This window comes from Phenylobacterium sp. (genome assembly GCF_031425575.1).
In the GTDB taxonomy this organism is placed as follows: domain Bacteria; phylum Pseudomonadota; class Alphaproteobacteria; order Caulobacterales; family Caulobacteraceae; genus Phenylobacterium.
The window spans coordinates 16,217-34,519 of sequence record NZ_JANPJP010000073.1; the positions used below are offsets into that span (position 1 = coordinate 16,217).

The following is an 18,303-nucleotide window of genomic DNA, read 5'->3' on the forward strand; positions in this document are numbered from 1 at the left end:
CTAGACTTGCGGCGGGTTGGGGAGCGTGACGATGATCCTGGGAATTCTGGCGGCAGCCTCCGTGGCGAGCACGCCGTTGCTGTTGCGGGAGGCGCTATGGAAGGTGAGACCGACTGAGGTGGACTTGACGCGCGCCTACCCGGAGGGTCCCCGGCTGCAACGCGTGGGGGGGCGCGCGGAAATCGAGTGTATGGTCAGCACCGAAGGCTCTCTCGACGCCTGTCAGGTGACCAGTGAAACCCCCGCCGGCATGGGCTTCGGAGAAGCCGCCCTCAAACTCACACCGAGGATGGTGCTGCATCCTGAGGACCGTGCCGGGGCGAGTGTCGCCGGTCGAGCCATACGCATTCCCATTCGCTGGGCGCCGCCGCCCGCGCCGCCAGAAGGGCGCCCGATCGATCCAGCGAATGTCGTGTGGGTCAGAACTGCGACAAGCCAGGACTTGGCGCAGCATTTTCCCGATCAAGCTGCGATGGAGAGGGTTCAGGGGCGCGGGACGGTTCTGTGCCGAATTACGCCTGAGTTCACCCTGGCCGCTTGTGCGGTGACGGAAGAGGAACCTTACGGCTACGGTTTCGGGATCGCGGTGCAAACCATCGCGGCGCAGTTCAAAATAGCACCGAAGGGGAAGGATGGCTCCACCATCATGCCGGGCGACATCCTTCCGTTGAAAGTCCGCTTCGTCCTGCCCCGCTAGGGCGGCGGGCCTGCCAGGACTTCGCGCTTGCCAGCGTGGTTGGCGGGGCTGACGACGCCCTCGTTCTCCATCCGCTCGATCAGGGAGGCGGCGCGGTTGTAGCCGATCTGCAGGCGGCGCTGGACGTAGGAGGTCGAGGCCTTCTTGTCCCGGGTCACCACGGCCACGGCGCGGTCGTAGAGATCGTCGCCCGAACCGCCCTCGTCGAAACCGCCCTCGCCCTCGCCGTCCTCGTCGTCGCCGCCGGCGGTGACCTCTTCCAGATACTGCGGCTGGCCCTGCTCGCGCAGGAACTTGGCCACGGCCTCCACCTCGCCGTCGGAGACGAACGGCCCGTGCAGGCGGGTCACGCGGCCGCCGCCGGCCATGTAGAGCATGTCGCCCTGGCCCAGCAGCTGCTCGGCGCCCTGCTCGCCCAGGATGGTGCGGCTGTCGATCTTCGACGTGACCTGGAAGGAAATCCGGGTCGGGAAGTTGGCCTTGATGGTGCCGGTGATGACGTCCACCGAAGGGCGCTGGGTGGCCATCACCAGGTGGATGCCGGCGGCCCGGGCCATCTGGGCCAGGCGTTGCACCGCGCCCTCGACGTCCTTTCCCGCCACCATCATCAGGTCGGCGACCTCGTCGATGATCACCACCAGATAGGGCATGGCCTCGGGATTGATCTTCTCGCTCTCATAGATCGGGCGGCCGGCGTCGTCGAACCCCGTCTGAACCGTTCGCTCAAAATGCTCGCCCTTGGCGGCGGCCTCGCGGGCCCGGTCGTTATACGAGGCGACATTGCGCACCCCGATCTTCGACATCCGCCGATAGCGGTCCTCCATCTCGCGGACGGTCCACTTCAGCGCGACGATGGCCTTCTTGGGATCGGTGACCACCGGCGCCAGCAGGTGCGGGATGCCGTCATAGACGCTGAGCTCCAGCATCTTCGGGTCGATCATGATGAACCGGCACTGCTCGGGCGGCAGGCGGTAGAGGATCGACAGGATCATGGCGTTGACGCCCACCGACTTGCCAGACCCGGTGGTGCCTGCGATCAGCAGGTGGGGCATCTTCGACAGGTCGGCGATATAGGGCTCGCCGCCGATGGTCTCCCCCAGGGCCATGGGCAGGGCGGAACTCGACTTCTCGTATTCGCTGCTGCCCAGCAGGTCGCGCAGATAGACGGTCTCGCGCCGCGCATTGGGCAGTTCGCTGCCGATGGCGTTGCGGCCGGGCACCACGCTGACGCGGCAGGCGGCGACCGACATGGAGCGCGCGATGTCGTCCGACAGGGCCACGACCCGGGCCGACTTCACCCCGGCGGCCGGGACCAGCTCATAGAGGGTGACCACCGGACCGGGACGGATCTGGTCGATGGCGCCCTTGACCCCGAACTCTGCCAGCACGCTTTCCAGCAGCTGGGCGTTCTGGCGCAGGGCGCCCTCGTCGAACTGGCTGGCGCGGGGCTTGGGCTTGGCCAGCATGGCCAGTTCGGGCAGGGCGAAGCCCCCGGTCTTGACGAAATCGAAGGCGCCCTGGGCCTCGCGCAGCTCGCGGCCGGATTCCTTCGGCCCGGCCTTGGGAATCTTCACCGCCACCGGGGCGGCGAAGGGCTCCAGGGCGGCGGGCTCCGGCGGGGGCTCGGGATCGGGCAGGGGGGCCGCCTTGGGCGCGCCGGGCAGGGAGGCGGCGGGAATCCGCTCCTCCGGAGTCGTCTTGGCGCTGGCGCGACGCGCGACCGACGCGCGGACGGGCTTGGCCTCAGGCTGGGCCTTGGGCTGCAGGGCTGAGGCCAGCCAGGCGGCGGTGGCGCCCAGGTCCAGGCGGCGCAGGCCGAAGGCGTAGCCCAGGCCCGCGACGGCGCCGGCCGCCAGCAGGAGGGCGGCGATCAGGGTGGCTCCGGGCAGTCGGGCGAAGGCCAGCAAGCCGGCGAGGCCGTGCAGCACGCCGTCCCCCCAGAACCCGCCCAGGCCCTTGGCCAGCGGCCAGGCGGCGGGGGCCGGCGGGGCGGCCAGCAGGCCGGCCAGGGCCAGCAGGCCCAGGGTTCCGATGGCGGCGCGCAGGCGCACCTGGCCCCGGGTCTCGTCGGGACGGGCGGACACCGCGCGATAGAGTCCAAACAACACCATCAGCAGGGCCGCGACACCGGCGGCCAGGCCCAGGGACTGGATGCCGATATCGGCGGCGGTGGCTCCGGGCCCGCCCAGGGCGTTGGCGGGGGCGAACGGGGAGGCGGCGTTGAGGCTGGGGTCGGCGGCGTTATAGGTGGCCAGGGCCACGGCGAACGCCGCGCCGGAGGCCGCGATCACGCCGCCTCGAAGGCGCGCGGTGGTCGGATGAGTCCAGGCCAGGCCCGCAATGTGCAGACCCAACTCCAAACCCGTCTTTCGCGCCACCCGCGCCATACAGTTACGCTCCCATTCTGGAAGTCTCGATCTATGGGCGTCAGGTGGTTAAGAGGCGTTTACCTCGGCTGCGGCCGATCGCGCTTTCTGTGGACGCCCGACCCGCAATCGCAATTCCACTTTCCGGCGATCCGCATTAGGACTTTGCGTCATGTGGAGCATGCCGCACAGCGTCTTGAGAGTTGTGGCCGTGATCATTGGCCTCTGCGCCGTGACCGGCTTTGTCCTCGGCGTGCGCGGCGCGCCGGAGAAGGCGCGGCTGCCGGGCGAGGGCGCGCCGGGCGCGGCCGCCGGCGTCCAGCTGCAGGCCACGGACGCCAAGCCCCTCGACGAGACGGCCCTGGCCCCGCCGCCTCCCGTGGTGGAGAAGGCCGAGGACGAAAAGAAGCCGGAACAGAAGAAGCCGGCGGCCGATCCCCTAGACCTCGCCGCCGACCAGGCCCCGCCGGCGGACCTGTCCGTGACGCCGGCCAAGCCCGCGCCGCCCAAGCCGGTTACGCCGCCGGCCGCCGAAGATCGTGTCGGCGACCTGCTAGACGGCATCACCCCGGACGACGAGCCCCCGCACTGAACATCAGGCCGTGGGCTTGAACGCCTTCGGCTTCACCCCGTGCGCGGCGAAGTGGGCCAGCATGCGTCCCCAGGCGTCGGCGGTGGCCTTGGGGTCGTAGGAGGCGCGGTAGTCGGCATGGAAGCCGTGCTGGCTGTCGGGATAGACGATGATTTCGCTGCCCTTCTTCTTCGCCGCCAGCAGCGCCGCGCGCATGGCCTCGACATCGGCCAGGGGGATGCCCGCGTCCTTGCCGGCATAGAGGCCAATCACCGGGGCCTTCAGCTCGCCCGCCAGCTGGATCGGCCATTGGCGGCCGGGCTCTCCCAGGAACTCGCCGGACTTGGGCGCGGCGAGCCGGCCGTACCAGGCCGCGCCGGCCTTGAAGTCCTTGCGTCGCTCGCAGGCCAGCCAAGTGACCGCCCCGCCCCAGCAGAAGCCCGTGATCCCCATTCTGCCCTTGTCGGCGTACTTCTGCGTCTTGAGGAAGGCCACGGTGGCGTCGAGGTCGCCCATCACCTGGCCGTCGCTGGCGGCGGAGACGATGCGGCGGATCTCGGCGAAGTCGCTGATCGTCGAGGGATCTCCGGCGCGGACGAAGAAGTCCGGGGCGATGGCCACATAGCCCAGCCGGGCCAGGCGGCGGCAGGTGTCACGGATGTACTCGTGCACCCCGAACACCTCGCAGACCACCACCACGACGGGGAAACGGCCCCTGGCGGCCGGACGGGCGACGAAGGCGGGTATGGCGCGGTCGCTGGCCGCCACCTGCACCGTCTCGGTGATCAGGCCGTCGGCGGGGGTGGTGATGGGCTCGGCGCTGGCCGAGAGCGCATAGACCGCATAGCCGCCGAACACGGCCCCAGCCAATGCGCGGCGCGACAGGTTCAGGTCTTCGGGCTTGGTCCCCTCGGGACGGGTCAAGGTGATCATCAGCGGGCCTCCCAGGCGTTGTTGGTGCGATCCTGGGGCGCGGCTCCTAAGGAGTCAAAGGCCCGGCCCGCCTTAGGGTCAGGTTGATCCGTCCGCCGCCGGGGATCAGCCGCGAGGAGCCCGCCAGGATACGGTCGACTCCATGGTGAAACAGCCTCGCCTCACCGGCCAGGACGCAGACGTCCCCCGAGGCGAGCCGCATCGAGGTCGTCGGATCGCTGCGCTTGAGGCCCCCCAGCCGAAAGATGGCGGTGTCGCCCAGGGAGACCGACAGCACGGGGAAGGAGAAGTCCGCCTCGTCCCTGTCCTGGTGCAGGCCCATGCGGGCGTCGCCGCGATAGAGGTTCACCAGGCAAGCGTCGGGGGGCGTTTCGGGATCGGCCAGTTCGGCCCACAGATCCAGCAGGACCCGCGGGATGGGCGGCCAGAGCCCACCTGTCCCAGGATGCTCAGCCTGGTAGCGATAGCCCCGCGCATCGGTGAACCAGCCCAGCGGCCCGAAGTTGGTGGTCTCCACGCTCATGGCTTTTCCGCCCGGGGTGACGGGCTTGTAGAAGGGCGCGGTCTGGCTGAGGGCGAGCACCTCGGCCGCCAGGGCCGCCTGGGCTTCAAGGCTGAGCTTGCCGGGCCAAAGCCGGAAGCCGGTGGTCGTCGAAACGGTCATGACCCGCCATATAGGCCCTATGCGTGATCCCGCACCCATGGCGCCTGGCGCTCTCCGGACCTTGACCGGCGCAGAGCGGGGTCTCGCCCACGAGATGTTCGGCGCAGCGCTGGATTGCCAGCGGGTCCGGATCCTCGCCATCCCGCTCTGGCCCCGCGCCTTCGTGCCCGGCGGCCGGTTGATCGTCTGGCCCGCGCGACAGGCCTGGACCGACTTCAGCCTGGCGCCGCTGGCGCTGCAGAGCGTCTTCATCCACGAACTGACCCACGTCTGGCAGGCCCAGGCCGGCGTCAATCTGTTGGCCGCCAAGCTGAGGGCTGGGGATGGACCTGCCGCCTATGCCTACGATCTTTCAAAAACCTGCGATTTCTCAAAGCTCAATATCGAACAGCAGGCCATGGTCGTGCAGCACGCTTTCCTGGCCGCGCGTGGCGGCCCCGCGCCTTATGATGGTGAAGCTTATGCAAGGATTTTAGGGACTTGGCCCGCGGCGTGCGCCACAAGACCCCGCACACTTTAAGGGCATTCGCCCTTGCGGGCGGCGGCGGCCATCCCATATCGCGACTCGACGGCGGTTTCCGCACAGGTTAACCGCCCGAGACCCTGATCGAACCGGGGACGGTGACAAAAGAAGTCGGGTGCTTGGAAACGAGGCCCCTTAGGCGCCGTCCGCCACTAGTGGAGCGAGCAAGAGACTCGAACATGAGCAAGATTATTGGCATCGACCTCGGCACGACGAATTCGTGTGTTGCGATCATGGACGGCAAGACGCCGAAAGTGATCGAGAACGCCGAAGGCGCGCGGACCACGCCTTCCGTGGTGGCCTTCCTGGAAGACGGGGAGCGCCTTGTCGGCCAACCCGCCAAGCGCCAGGCTGTCACCAACCCCACCAACACCGTCTTCGCCGTCAAGCGTCTGATCGGTCGTCACAACGACGATCCGCTGGTGGAAAAAGACAAGAAGATGGTGCCCTACGAGATCGTAAAGGGCCCCAACGGCGACGCCTGGATCCGCGCTCAGGACAAGGACTATTCGCCCCAGCAGATCTCGGCCTTCATCCTGGGCAAGATCAAGGAAGACGCCGAGCGTCACCTGGGCGAGAAGGTCGAGAAGGCGGTCATCACCGTTCCGGCCTATTTCAACGACGCCCAGCGTCAGGCCACCAAGGACGCCGGCCGCATCGCCGGCCTCGAAGTCCTGCGGATCATCAACGAACCCACCGCCGCGGCTCTCGCCTACGGGCTTGAGAAGAACGACGGCAAGAAGATCGTGGTCTACGACCTCGGCGGCGGCACCTTCGACGTGTCGATCCTCGAGATCGGCGACGGCGTCTTCGAGGTGAAGGCCACCAACGGGGACACCTTCCTGGGAGGTGAGGACTTCGACCTGCGGATCGTCGATTACCTTGCCGATGAGTTCAAGAAAGAGACCTCCGTCGACCTCCGGAAGGACAAGCTGGCCCTCCAGCGCCTGAAGGAAGAAGGCGAAAAGGCCAAGAAGGAGTTGTCCACCACGACGCAGTACGAGGTGAACCTGCCCTTCATCTCGATGAACGCCTCGGGTCCGCTGCACCTCAACATCAAGCTGTCGCGCGCCAAGCTGGAAGCCCTCGTCGAGGACCTGATCGCCAAGACGGTCGGCCCCTGCGAGATGGCCCTGAAGGACGCCGGCCTGAAGAAGTCCGATATCGACGAAGTGATCCTGGTCGGCGGCATGACCCGCATGCCCAAGGTCGTGGACACGGTGAAGGAGTTCTTCGGCCGCGAGCCCCACAAGGGCGTGAACCCGGACGAAGTCGTGGCGCTTGGCGCTGCGGTGCAGGCCGGGGTTCTGCAGGGTGACGTCAAGGACGTGCTGCTGCTGGACGTAACGCCCCTGACGCTCGGCATCGAGACCCTGGGCGGGGTGTTCACCCCGCTGATCGAGCGCAACACCACCATCCCCACCAAGCGCTCGCAGACCTTCTCCACCGCGGACGACAACCAGTCTGCCGTGACCATCCGGGTGTTCCAGGGCGAGCGTCCCATGGCGCACGACAACAAGATGCTGGGTCAGTTCGACCTGGTGGGGATTCCCCCGGCGCCGCGCGGCGTGCCGCAGGTCGAGGTGACCTTCGACATCGACGCCAACGGCATCGTCAACGTCTCGGCCCGCGACAAGGCGACCGCCAAGGAGCAGTCGATCCGCATCCAGGCCAATGGCGGGCTGTCGGACGCCGACATCGAAAAGATGGTCCGCGAAGCCGAGAGCAACAAGGCCGAGGACGAGAAGCGCAAGGCCCTGGTTGAAGCCAAGAACCAGGCCGAGGCGGTGGTCCACTCCACCGAGAAGGCCATGGCCGAGCACGGCGGCAAGATCGGCGGTCCCGACAAGGACGCCATCGAGACGGCGCTCGCCGACCTGAAGACCGCTCTGGAGGGTGACGACGCCGAGGCCATCGCCGCCAAGACCCAGACGCTGATCCAGGCTTCCATGAAGCTGGGTGAAGCCATGTACGCCGCCCAGCAGGGCGGTGAGGGTGATCAACCCGACGACGCCTCGGGCGGTGACGACGTTGTCGACGCCGAGTTCGAGGAAGTCAGCGACGACGACACCAAGAAGTCCGCGTGACGTTGCGCCCCATGGCGGTCTCTCGCAGCTTTTGCGAGGGGTCGCCGTGGGGTTTCGCACATTTGCGGGCGAACCCCCCTCTGTGACCGGCGCGGCTGGCCTAAGCCTTGCAGCCGGGGCAGGGTGTTCCCACCTCAGTTTAAGATCAATTTGAACGCCTGATGATTTGATGCGGGACTATTACGAGATCCTGGGCGTAACCCGCGGCTGCGATGACGCCGCGCTGAAGTCGTCCTTCCGCAAGCTGGCCATGGAGCACCACCCCGACCGCAATGGCGGTTGCGAGGAGGCCGAGGGCCGGTTCAAGGAAATCAACGAAGCCTATTCGATCCTTTCCGATCCCCAGAAGCGCGCGCGCTACGACCAGTTCGGCCATGCCGGGGTCAACGGCGGCGGCGGCGGTCCGGGCAATGGCCAGTTCCACGACGTCAACGACATCTTCAACGAGGTGTTCGGCGACGTCTTCGGCGACATGTTCGGGGGTCGCCGACAGCGCGGAGGACCGGCGCGCGGCCAGGACCTGCGCTATGATCTCGAGATCACCCTCGAGCAGGCCTATGCCGGTTCGGAGGTGGAGATCGTGGTCCCCGCCTCCATTCATTGCGAGGCCTGCGACGGTTCGGGCGCCAAGCCCGGCACCAGCCCCACCGTCTGCGGAACCTGTGGCGGGGCCGGCCGAGTCCGCGCCAGCCAGGGCTTCTTCTCCGTCGAACGCGCCTGCCCCCGCTGCGGCGGCTCGGGCCAGATCATTGTTGATCCCTGCGTCGAGTGCCGTGGTCACGGGCAGCTTCGCAAGGAACGCACCCTTCAGGTCCGCATCCCGGCCGGCGTCGACGACGGCGCCCGCATCCGGCTGGCCGGCGAAGGCGACGCCGGGGCCAGAGGCGGCCCGCGCGGCGACCTCTACATCTTCCTGTCAGTGAAGCCGCACGAACTGTTCGACCGTGACGGCCTGGACCTGCTCTGCACCGTGCCGGTGCCGATGACGGTCGCGGCCCTGGGCGGCGACATCGAGGCCCCCTGCCTGATGGGCGGTGAGAACTGCGACGGCGCCTGCAAGATCGAGGTCAAGGTGCCGGAAGGCTCCCAGACCGGCCGCACCGTTCGCCTCAAGGGCCGGGGCATGCCCTCCCTGCGGTCGCGCGAACGCGGCGACCTGATCGTCGAACTGTTCGTGGAGACCCCGACCCGCCTCAGCGCCCGTCAGAAGGAACTGATGCGTGAACTGTCGGACCTCTGCGGCGAACAGCAGCATCCCAAGTCGGCCAGCTTCATCGGCAAGGCCAAGCGCTTCTGGGAAGAGGTGACGGGGGTCTAGTTCGCCTCCGGGCGATGCAGGGTCTTAAAGGCGAAGACCTGCAGCCCTGCCGTGGCCGGCGTGAACAGGCCATAGACGATCAGGCCGTAGGCCATCATCGACGGCCGCATCAGGTCGATCTGCGTCGCCTCCTTCAGCGCCGCGGCCGCAGCCACCGGGATCGCGCCCAGAAGAAAGCCCACAAGGACAATCAGCACGGAGGCCGCCAAGGGCGAAAAGAGCGCTGACCGGGTCGCGCGCCAGGTCTCGGCCAGCGCGACACGCCGGTGGAAGGCCGTCGCGGCGGGCAAGGTCCACAGCCGTATCGCCACATAGATCACGACGAGCACCCCTACGCCGGCCATGGCGGCGTTCAGCATCGGCTGCATCGCCGCGATCATCGGGACCCGCTCTCCGGTCAGATTGACCGCCACCGCCACCGCGCCGAGCGCGATGACCAATCCGGCCACCAGCAGGCCCTGGACCAGGCTCGCCGCCAGCAGGCGAAGCTCGACGAGGCCGGGCTTCAAGCCCCAGAGCGCGAGCCGATCCTCAGGATGGTTTGATCTCATTTCCGCAAATCCCATCCGCAGCACGGCGCCCTGGACCATGAGGCCCGCCAGGACCGAGGCCAGGCCCACCAGCACCTGGGGGGCTGAGCCCGCCGGCCCTGGCTGCACGGTCCAAAATCCCATCAGAACGAGGCCGAGATAGAGGATCACTGCGCCCGGCGCGCACCGCCAGGCGGTGGCGACAGTGCGCAGGGCGTAGCCGGTGGCGGCGCCCACAGGCAGGCGCGGCGGTCCCCGGAGCAGGTCGTTCAGGGCCAGGCCCAGGGCCACGGCCAGCAGCACTCCGGAGCCGACGAGCACCCGGCCCCCTCGCGGGTCGCCCGGCGGCAGGGCGAAGCGGATGGGAATCCGCACCATCCCCTCCCGGGCGCTGCCGTCCGCCGTAGCGGGAGCCACGCGGAAATAGGGCACAAGACTAAGGGCCGCCTTGCCGAATCCCAGGCCCTCGGGCGTTTCGCTCAGGACCCCGCAGTTGTCGAGTCGCCCGGTGCGGGCGACCTTGCAGGAAATCAGCGCACGGCCTTCTACGCCGATGAGCTGTGCGAACTTCGGATAGACCGCTCCGAGGGCGGCGCCGTCGGGCTTCTCCAGCCAGTCGGGATTGGTCTGCGCCACCGCGCCGCCGGCGGACGCCGCGAGCATCAGCAGGCCCGCCAGGGCCGCCGCCATCATCCTGATCATTGTCGCCCGCCCCCGGTTGAGGCGCGAAGCTGCACAATCTGGACGAGGACGGCAAGCTTGGGTCGCCTAGGCGATGAGCGTCCGGATATCGGCCCACCGATAGCTGACCTCGTACAGCAGCCCCCCGGGCCCCGGCTCCTTGCGCGGTGTGTCGGCCTCACCGCCCAGGTGCTCATAGAAGCCGCGGGCCGGGATGTTGTCGCGCAGGACCGAGATCATCATTGACCTCGCGCCCTGGTCGGCGAACACGCGGGCGGCCGCGGTCAGCAGGCGTCGGCCCAGGTCGTATCCCTGATGCTGGCGCAGGACATAGAGGGTGGTGACCTCCGCCTCGCCCGCCAGGCGCGTGCGCGACGGGCCGCCGGCGGCGTAGCCGACGATGCCCTCCCGGTCTGCGGCGGCGAGCGTGATCTCGTGCTCGGCCGGGGTGACCAGGGACTTGGAGAATCGACGGGCGTTCACCGGCACGCTCATGCGGTCCAGGAAGCTGTCGGGCAGCAGGCCGCGATAGGTCTCGCGCCAGGAGGTCACGTGCACCTGGGCCAGGGCCAGGGCGTCTTCGGGGCCGGCGGGGAAGATGACGTGCATGGGAAACCTCCCGGACTTAACCACAGCTTGGGCCTCGCAGGGGTTTGTTCAAGGGGCCCGTGGGGATGACGCGGGCGCCGGGCGCCGTTAACCTCCGCCCCGAGTATGAACGCCCAGATCCCCACACCGCCTGATGCGGCCGCCGGCGCCACCCCCGTCATGGCCCAGTATTTCGAGGCCAAGGCTCGTCAGCCCGACGCCCTGGTCTTCTTCCGCATGGGCGACTTCTACGAACTGTTCTTCGAGGACGCCGAGAAGGCCGCCGCCGCCCTCGGTATCACCCTGACGGCGCGGGGCGCCCACGGCGGCGCGCCGATCCCCATGTGCGGGGTGCCGGTCCATGCCGCCGAGGCCTATCTCGCCAAGCTGATCCGCGCGGGGTTCAAGGTCGCCGTCTGCGAGCAGATGGAAGACCCCGCCGAGGCCCGCAAGCGGGGCTCGAAATCCATCGTGCGGCGCGACGTGGTCCGGGTGGTGACGCCCGGCACCCTGACCGAGGACGGCCTGCTGGACGCCCGAGGCGCCAACCGCCTGGCCGCCGTGGCGGTGCGGGCCGGGGCCGCCGCTGTGGCCAGTGTCGAGCTCTCCACCGGCGAGGTAGAGTGCTGGGCCGTGGCCCGCGAGAATCTTGCCTCGGCGCTGGCCGCCCTGGGGCCCTCCGAGATCCTGGTGCCGGACCGCCTGTTCGCCGACGAGGGGATGAACACCGCCCTGCGCAGCGCCGGCGGGGTGGTGCAGCCCATGCCCTCGGCCCTGGCCGAGCCCGCCGCCTCGGAGGCCCGGCTGAAGCGGCTCTACGGCGTCGACACCCTGGACGGGTTCGGGACCCTGTCGGGCGCCGAGATCTCGGCCCTGGGCCTGATCGCCGCCCACCTGGAGACCACCCAGGCCGGACGCCTGCCCGCGCTTACCGCCCCGAGAAGGGCCGGCGAGGCCGACGTCATGGCCATCGACCCGGCGACGCGGACCAGCCTGGAGATCGAGAAGAGCCTCTCGGGCTCCCGCGAGGGCTCTCTCCTGGGCGCCATCGACCGCACCATCACCGCGCCGGGCGCCCGGATGCTGGCCGCTCGCCTGGCCCGCCCCCTCCTGGACCCCGCCGCCATCGAAGTCAGGCTCGATGCGGTGGGCTGGTTCGTCGAACGGCGGCCGCTGCGTCAGAAGCTCCGCGAGGAGCTGAAGGGCCTGGGCGACATGGCCCGCGCGCTGTCGCGCTTGGCGCTGGGGCGTGGCGGGCCCCGGGACCTCGGCTGCCTGCGCGACGGCCTGGCGCGCGGCGAGGCCATCGCCGGCCTGTTCGCCGGGGCGCCGGCTCCGCTGGACCCGCCGCCGCCTTCCGAGGTCGAGAGCGCGCTCGCCGTCCTGCACGCCTTTGATCACTACGAACTGGGCGCCTTCCGCCAGATGCTGGCGCAGGGCCTGGGGAACGATCTGCCCGCCCAGGCCCGCGATGGCGGCTTCGTGGCGCCCAGCGTCCGTCCCGAACTCGACCAGGCCCGCGCCCTGCGCGATGACAGCCGCCGGGTGATCCTGCAGTTGGAGGCCCAGCTGCTGGCCGATTCCGGCGTCGCCCTGAAGATCCGCCACAACGCGGTGCTGGGCTATTTCGTCGAGTGCACGGCCAAGGCCGCCGAGCCGCTGATGGCGCCGCCGCTCAACGCCACATTCATCCACCGCCAGACCCTGGCCAATCAGGTGCGCTTCACCACGGTGGAGCTGGCCGAGCTGGACGCCAGGATCGCCCAGGCCGCCGAGCGGGCCCTGGCCATCGAGGTGGCCACCTTCGAGGCCTGGCGCGAGGCCGCCATCGGCGTGGCCGCCGCCATCCAGGCCGCCGCCGAGGGCGCCGCGCGCCTCGACGTGGCCGCCGGCCTGGCCGAATGGGCCGACGACGTGGGCGGCACGCGGCCGATCCTCGACCGCTCCACCGCCTTCGAGGCCGAGGCCGCCCGCCATCCCGTGGTCGAGGCCGCCGTCAAGCGTACCGGCCAGCCCTTCACCCCAAACGACTGCCGGCTGGACGGCGCGGGCGCTGTGGGCCCGCGCCTGGCCCTGGTCACCGGGCCGAACATGGCCGGCAAGTCCACCTTCCTGCGCCAGAACGCGCTCCTGGCCGTGCTGGCCCAGGCTGGATGCTATGTCCCCGCCAAGCGCCTGCGCCTCGGGGTCGTCGACCGTCTGTTCAGCCGCGTGGGCGCTGGCGATGACCTGGCTCGGGGCCGGTCGACCTTCATGGCCGAGATGGTGGAGACCGCCGCTATCCTCACCCAGGCCACGCCGCGCTCCCTGGTGATCCTCGACGAGATCGGCCGGGGCACGGCCACCTATGACGGCCTGGCCATCGCCTGGGCCTGCGCCGAGGCCCTGCACGAGACCAATCGCTGCCGGGGCCTGTTCGCCACCCACTATCACGAGCTGGCTGTTCTGGAGGGCCGGCTGGCCCATGTCGCCAACCTGTCGCTGAAGGCCAAGGAGTGGAACGGCGACCTGATCTTCCTGCACGAGGCCGGCCCGGGTCCCGCCGATCGCTCCTATGGGGTGCAGGTGGCCAAGCTGGCGGGCGTGCCCGCGCCGGTGGTGATCCGCGCCCGCGAGGTGCTGGAGCGCCTGGAGCGCGAGACCGGCGCCCCGGCCCACCTCGACGACCTGCCGCTGTTCGCCGCCACCGCGCCCGGTGTCGCGGAACGCTCCGGGCCAAGCGCCGTGGATGCGGCGGTCGCCGAGCTTGACCCTGACAGCATGAGCCCGCGGGAGGCCATGGCGGCGCTTTACCGGCTGAAGGGCCTGCTCTGATCCGCGCCGGGACGAAAATTGTGCGCTGCAAAATTCTTAACCATCGCACTGCACAATATTTTAAGCTCCAGCGTACAAAAACACCTCCGACGAGCGCGGACCTCTCCTTCCCATTTCCCCGCGCCGCTGGAGATTAAGATCATGATCCGCACCGCCCTTATCGCCGCCGTCGTCGCCTTCGCCGCTTCCTCGGCCAGCGCCTCCGAAGTCCGCGTCTCCCTGGTGGGCAAGTCCGCCGAACAGATCAACGCCGACATCCTCGACGCCGCGCGCACCGTCTGCGCCAAGGACGTCATCGGCGAGACCATGATCCTGGGCGCCTACGGCCGTTGCGTGAAGGCCACCGTGCAGGTCACCCAGCAAAAGCTCGCCGCGCTCTAAGACAGCCGCGTCAGCTGGACGATCGAAAGGCCGGGGCCCCAGGGCGCCGGCCTTTTTCTTTGACCTGCGCCAACCTGCGGGCTTCGCGCCCGTGGCGGCGCGGCCCTATATGGCGAAGACCGGTTGTCCTTAGGTTTCCCATGCCGCCACGCCTGCGTCCCACGCGCCTGGAATATGTCGTCGACGGCATCCGCCTGCGCGCCCAGCTGTCGGCTGCGGCCCTGGACGCCGCCGGCGACGAGGCCGAGCAGCGCCGCCGCGCCCTGGATATCCTCAAGCAGGCCCTGTTCCGGGGCCGGATGATCGCCAAGGAGCGTCTCGAGAACGGCGCCGGCGGCATCGAGACCGCCCGGCTCTTGTCGGGTGTGACCGACGAAGTCGTCACCGCCTTGTACGATTTCACCACGGTCCACGTGTTCCGGGCGCGCAATCCCACCGAGGGGGAGCGCCTGGCCTTGATGGCGGTCGGCGGCTATGGGCGGGGCACGCTCGCGCCCTTCTCCGACCTCGATCTGCTGTTCCTGCGGCCCTACAAGCAGACCGCCCACGCCGAGAGCGTCATCGAGTACATGCTCTATGCCCTGTGGGACCTGGGCTTCAAGGTCGGCCACGCCTCGCGCACCGTCGAGGAATGCATCCGGCTCTCCAAGGAAGACTTCACGATCCGCACCTCGATCCTCGAGGCCAGGCGGCTGACCGGCGATGAGAAGCTGGCCGAGGAGCTGACCCGGAGGTTCGCCGCCGAAGTGGTGAAGGGTTCGGGCGCCCAGTTCGTCGCCGCCAAGCTGAAGGAGCGCGACGAGCGCCACGCCCGGGCCGGCGCCAGCCGCTACCTGGTGGAGCCCAACGTCAAGGAGGGCAAGGGCGCCCTGCGCGACCTCAACACCCTGTTCTGGATCGCCCAGTACCTGAACCCCTCGGCCCAGGCCCGCATGGACGGCATTGTCCACCTGGAGATGTTCGAACGCCGGGAGGTGGCGGCCTTCCTGCGCGCCTTCGACTTCCTGTGGGCGGTGCGCAGCCATCTGCACTTCGCCACCGGCCGCCCCGAGGAGCGCCTGACCTTCGACCTGCAGCCGGAGATCGCCCGGCGCATGGGCTATGGCGACCGGGGCGACGCGCCGGCCGTCGAACGCTTCATGCGGCGCTACTTCCTGATCGCCAAGGAGGTGGGCGCGCTCACCCGCGTCTTCGCCGCCAAGCTGGAGTCCGAGCGGGTCAAGCAACAGCCCAAGGGCATCTCCCGCCTGCTGCCGGGCCGGGGTAAGCCGCGCAAGACCCTGTTGGACGCCGGCTTCCACGAGGAGGGCGGGCGGCTCAACATCGACACGCCGGAAATCTTCCAGGCCGACCCCATCAACCTGCTGCGCCTGTTCCGCACCGCCGACCGGCGCGACCTGGACCTGCACCCTGACGCCTTCACCGCAGCGACCCGCTCCCTGCCCCTGATCACCTCGAAGACCCGGCGCGATCCGCGCGCCGCCAAGGTGTTCCTGGACATCCTGGCCCGGGGCCGCGATCCGCAGCGGACGCTGACCCTGATGAACGAGGCCGGGGTCCTGGGCCGCTTCCTGCCGGAGTTCGGCCGGGTCGTCGCCCAGATGCAGTTCAACATGTACCACTCCTACACGGTGGACGAGCACACCCTGCGGGCGGTGGGGGTGATCGCCGAGATCAAGGCTGGGCGGTTCGCCGAGGACCATCCTCTGTCGACGGCCGTGATGCCGCTGATCGATGATCCCGAGGCCCTGTTCTTAGCCATGCTGCTGCACGACACCGGCAAGGGCGGGGCGGGCGGCCAGGAAAAAGCCGGGGCCCGCGCCGCGCGCCAGGCGTGCGAGCGCCTGGGCCAGGACCGCAAGCGTATCGAACTGGTCGCCTGGCTGGTGGAGCACCACCTGGTCATGAGCGACTACGCCCAGAAGCGCGATGTCTCAGATCCCCGCACGGTGGTGGACTTCGCCCGCATCGTCGAGACGCCGGAACGCCTGCGTCTGCTGCTGGTCCTGACGGTGGCTGACATCCGCGCCGTCGGCCCCGGTGTTTGGAACGGCTGGAAGGGGCAGTTGCTGCGCGAGCTCTACGCCGCCACAGAGGCGGTGTTCCGCGGCGGCCGGGGCTCGGACGCCGCCGCCGCCGTGCGCCGCTACCACGAGAACGCCGCCTATGACGCCCGCATGCGGCTGGTGGCGGTCGATCCCGCCGCCACCGCCTGGGCCCAAGCCATGGAGGACGCCTATTTCACCTCCTTCGCCGAGGGCGAGGTCCTGGGCCACGCCGTGCTCGCCCGCCGCGCGGAAACCAGCGGCGCCGCCGCCGAGGGCCATATCCGCCCCGGCCTCAACGCCTCGGAGGTGGTCGTCGCCGCTCCCGACCGCCCCCGCCTGTTCGTGGACCTGGCCCAGGCCGTCACCGCCTCGGGCGCCAACGTCATGGGCGCGCGCGTCTTCACCTCCCGCCAGGGCCAGGCGCTGGACGTCTTCTATGTGCAGGACATCACCGGCGAGGCCTACGGCAGCGACAACCCCAAGGCGCTGACCCGCCTGGCCGACGCCCTGGAGGCCGCCGCCCGCGGCGAGCCCCTGAAGACCGAGGCCAAGCGGTTGTCGGACCTCGGCCGCGCCGCGGCCTTCTCCATCATTCCCACGGTGATGCTGGACAATGACGCCTCGGAGGTCTCGACGGTGGTGGAGGCCTCCGGCCGCGACCGCCCGGGCCTTTTGGAGGCCCTGGCCCAATCCATCTCGGAGGCCGGTCTTTCCATCCTCTCGGCCCATATCGACGGCTATGGGGAGCGCGCCGTGGACGCCTTCTATGTGGTGGACGCGCAGGGCGAGAAGCTCACCGACCCCAAGGCCATGACCAGCCTGAAGGCGCGCCTCATGCTGGCGCTGGACCAGGCGGAGGCCTCGGCGTCGTCGAAGTCTCGCGGCAACCTGCAGCGGGCGCGAGCCAGCGTGGCGCGCTGATCGCTTGACGATGCCGCTGGCCCTGCGCACAGAGCGAGCGTGACCGAACCCGCCCCGCCCTCGACGCCAGCCCCCGCCAAGTCCGGCGGCATGATCCGCTCGTCGATGATCTTCTCGGCCCTGACCCTGGTCAGCCGGTTCATGGGCCTGGCCCGAGACCTGGTGATCACGGCCCGCCTGGGGGGCAGCAGCAACATCGCCGCCGACGCCTATTTCACGGCGCTCGCCTTCCCCAACCTGTTCCGCCGCATCTTCGCCGAGGGCGCCTTCGCCGCGGCCTTCGTGCCGGACTATTCGCGCCGCCTGGCCAGCGACGGCAAGGAAGCCGCCGACGCCTTCGCCGCCGACAGCCTGGCCACCCTGGCGGCCGCCACCGTGGTGGTGACCGTCCTGTGCCAACTGGCCATGCCCTGGCTGATGATGGCCTACAGCCCCGGCTATATGAGCGACCCGGCGAAGTTCAAGCTGGCGGTGCTGCTCACCCAGATCACCATGCCCTACCTGGTGTGCGTCTCGATCGCCGCGCTGTTCGCGGGCATCCTGACGGCGCGGGGCCGGTTCGTGATCTACGGCCTCTATCCCACCATCCTGAACCTGGTGATGCTGCTGGCGGTGCTGCCGCAGAAGGACCCCACCCGCGCGGCCTTCGCGGCCTCCATTGCGGTGCTGGTGGCCGGGGTCGGCCAGGCCGCCATCTGCTGGTGGGGCGCGCACCACACCGGCGCGCGCGTGCGCCTGAAGGCCCTGCGGTTCACGCCCGACATCAAGGCCCTGGCCAAGCGCGCGGTGCCCGGCGTGATCGCGTCGAGCGCCGTGCAGATCAATCTGTTCATCTCCGCCATCCTGGCCTCCCAGGTGGCCGGCATGCGGGTCTGGCTGAATGTCGCTGAGCGGTTCTATCAGCTGCCGCTGAGCCTGGTGGGGGTCGCCATCGGGGTGGCCCTGCTGCCGCGCCTGTCCACCGCTTTCCAGCTGAAGGATCACGAGGACACCCAGGGGGCGATGGATCAGGCCATCGTCTTCGCCCTGGCGCTCAGCCTGCCCGCCGCCGCGGCCCTGATGGCCATGCCGGTCTATCTCACCGACGGCCTGTTCGCCCGTGGCGAGTTCACCTTCGCCGACGCGGCCTCCTCCGGCGCCCTGCTGTTCCACTACGGGTGGGGCCTGCCGGCCTTCATCCT

Annotated in this window: 14 protein-coding genes; 9 read left to right on the plus strand and 5 right to left on the minus strand. The window is 69.4% G+C overall.

Going from position 1 to position 18,303, the window contains the following annotated elements; genetic code table 11:
- Window positions 1-31: 31 nt before the first annotated feature.
- On the plus strand, window positions 32-697 hold the full coding sequence (locus RMO97_RS04160; protein WP_310539281.1) for a TonB family protein: 666 nt from the start codon (window positions 32-34) through the stop codon (window positions 695-697).
- On the opposite strand, the gene RMO97_RS04165 is transcribed toward RMO97_RS04160, so the two are convergent.
- Window positions 694-3,084, minus strand: a complete 2,391-nt coding sequence (locus RMO97_RS04165; protein ID WP_310539282.1) for a DNA translocase FtsK 4TM domain-containing protein — start codon at window positions 3,082-3,084, stop codon at window positions 694-696. The genes RMO97_RS04160 and RMO97_RS04165 overlap by 4 nt on opposite strands.
- Before the next feature lie 190 nt (window positions 3,085-3,274).
- Between RMO97_RS04165 and RMO97_RS04170 the strand changes: the two genes are divergently transcribed.
- Window positions 3,275-3,655 (plus strand): hypothetical protein, encoded by a 381-nt coding sequence (locus RMO97_RS04170; RefSeq protein WP_310539283.1) that lies wholly within the window; start codon window positions 3,275-3,277, stop codon window positions 3,653-3,655.
- A 3-nt stretch (window positions 3,656-3,658) separates the two neighbouring features.
- On the opposite strand, the gene RMO97_RS04175 is transcribed toward RMO97_RS04170, so the two are convergent.
- Together RMO97_RS04175 and RMO97_RS04180 are read right to left on the minus strand one after the other, a co-directional pair.
- Entirely contained in the window at window positions 3,659-4,567 is a 909-nt protein-coding gene (locus RMO97_RS04175) for a dienelactone hydrolase family protein (protein ID WP_310539284.1), read from the minus strand.
- A gap of 46 nt (window positions 4,568-4,613) precedes the next feature.
- Window positions 4,614-5,231, minus strand: a complete 618-nt coding sequence (locus tag RMO97_RS04180; protein WP_310539285.1) for an alpha-ketoglutarate-dependent dioxygenase AlkB — start codon at window positions 5,229-5,231, stop codon at window positions 4,614-4,616.
- A gap of 61 nt (window positions 5,232-5,292) precedes the next feature.
- Here RMO97_RS04180 and RMO97_RS04185 point away from each other — a divergent pair, with 61 nt between their 5' ends.
- The 3 genes from RMO97_RS04185 (at window position 5,293) to dnaJ (ending at window position 9,159) form a co-directional block, all read left to right on the plus strand.
- Window positions 5,293-5,751: a hypothetical protein gene (locus RMO97_RS04185; RefSeq protein ID WP_310539286.1), complete on the plus strand. Its 459-nt coding sequence runs from the start codon at window positions 5,293-5,295 to the stop codon at window positions 5,749-5,751.
- 182 nt (window positions 5,752-5,933) lie between these two features.
- Complete coding sequence (gene dnaK, locus RMO97_RS04190; protein ID WP_310539287.1) at window positions 5,934-7,841, plus strand: molecular chaperone DnaK; 1,908 nt, start codon at window positions 5,934-5,936, stop codon at window positions 7,839-7,841.
- 169 nt (window positions 7,842-8,010) lie between these two features.
- Complete coding sequence (gene dnaJ / locus RMO97_RS04195) at window positions 8,011-9,159, plus strand: molecular chaperone DnaJ (RefSeq protein WP_310539288.1); 1,149 nt, start codon at window positions 8,011-8,013, stop codon at window positions 9,157-9,159.
- On the opposite strand, the gene RMO97_RS04200 is transcribed toward dnaJ, so the two are convergent.
- A complete protein-coding gene (locus RMO97_RS04200) occupies window positions 9,156-10,391 on the minus strand; it encodes a TonB family protein (RefSeq protein ID WP_310539289.1) in 1,236 nt (411 codons plus the stop codon). The genes dnaJ and RMO97_RS04200 overlap by 4 nt on opposite strands.
- Before the next feature lie 66 nt (window positions 10,392-10,457).
- Complete coding sequence (locus RMO97_RS04205) at window positions 10,458-10,979, minus strand: GNAT family N-acetyltransferase (RefSeq protein ID WP_310539290.1); 522 nt, start codon at window positions 10,977-10,979, stop codon at window positions 10,458-10,460.
- Window positions 10,980-11,084: 105 nt separating this feature from the next.
- Here RMO97_RS04205 and mutS point away from each other — a divergent pair, with 105 nt between their 5' ends.
- From mutS to murJ, 4 genes are all read left to right on the plus strand, one after another.
- A complete protein-coding gene (gene mutS, locus RMO97_RS04210; protein WP_310539291.1) occupies window positions 11,085-13,772 on the plus strand; it encodes a DNA mismatch repair protein MutS in 2,688 nt (895 codons plus the stop codon).
- Window positions 13,773-13,913: 141 nt separating this feature from the next.
- Window positions 13,914-14,153, plus strand: a complete 240-nt coding sequence (locus RMO97_RS04215) for a hypothetical protein (protein ID WP_304780627.1) — start codon at window positions 13,914-13,916, stop codon at window positions 14,151-14,153.
- A 140-nt stretch (window positions 14,154-14,293) separates the two neighbouring features.
- Complete coding sequence (locus RMO97_RS04220; RefSeq protein ID WP_310539292.1) at window positions 14,294-17,122, plus strand: [protein-PII] uridylyltransferase; 2,829 nt, start codon at window positions 14,294-14,296, stop codon at window positions 17,120-17,122.
- Window positions 17,123-17,161: 39 nt separating this feature from the next.
- Window positions 17,162-18,303 (plus strand): murein biosynthesis integral membrane protein MurJ (gene murJ, locus RMO97_RS04225; protein ID WP_310539293.1); only part of this gene is annotated, 1,142 nt, incomplete at its 3' end.

What these genes read in the sequence shown, in the direction of transcription:
- RMO97_RS04160 (WP_310539281.1), top strand. Translation starts at nt 32, where the DNA reads ATGATCCTGGGAATTCTGGCGGCAGCCTCCGTGGCGAGCACGCCGTTG.
- RMO97_RS04165 (WP_310539282.1), bottom strand. Translation starts at nt 3,084, where the DNA reads ATGGCGCGGGTGGCGCGAAAGACGGGTTTGGAGTTGGGTCTGCACATT.
- RMO97_RS04175 (WP_310539284.1), bottom strand. Translation starts at nt 4,567, where the DNA reads ATGATCACCTTGACCCGTCCCGAGGGGACCAAGCCCGAAGACCTGAAC.
- RMO97_RS04180 (WP_310539285.1), bottom strand. Translation starts at nt 5,231, where the DNA reads ATGACCGTTTCGACGACCACCGGCTTCCGGCTTTGGCCCGGCAAGCTC.
- dnaK (WP_310539287.1), top strand. Translation starts at nt 5,934, where the DNA reads ATGAGCAAGATTATTGGCATCGACCTCGGCACGACGAATTCGTGTGTT.
- dnaJ (WP_310539288.1), top strand. Translation starts at nt 8,011, where the DNA reads ATGCGGGACTATTACGAGATCCTGGGCGTAACCCGCGGCTGCGATGAC.
- RMO97_RS04200 (WP_310539289.1), bottom strand. Translation starts at nt 10,391, where the DNA reads ATGATCAGGATGATGGCGGCGGCCCTGGCGGGCCTGCTGATGCTCGCG.
- RMO97_RS04205 (WP_310539290.1), bottom strand. Translation starts at nt 10,979, where the DNA reads ATGCACGTCATCTTCCCCGCCGGCCCCGAAGACGCCCTGGCCCTGGCC.
- mutS (WP_310539291.1), top strand. Translation starts at nt 11,085, where the DNA reads ATGAACGCCCAGATCCCCACACCGCCTGATGCGGCCGCCGGCGCCACC.
- RMO97_RS04215 (WP_304780627.1), top strand. Translation starts at nt 13,914, where the DNA reads ATGATCCGCACCGCCCTTATCGCCGCCGTCGTCGCCTTCGCCGCTTCC.
- RMO97_RS04220 (WP_310539292.1), top strand. Translation starts at nt 14,294, where the DNA reads ATGCCGCCACGCCTGCGTCCCACGCGCCTGGAATATGTCGTCGACGGC.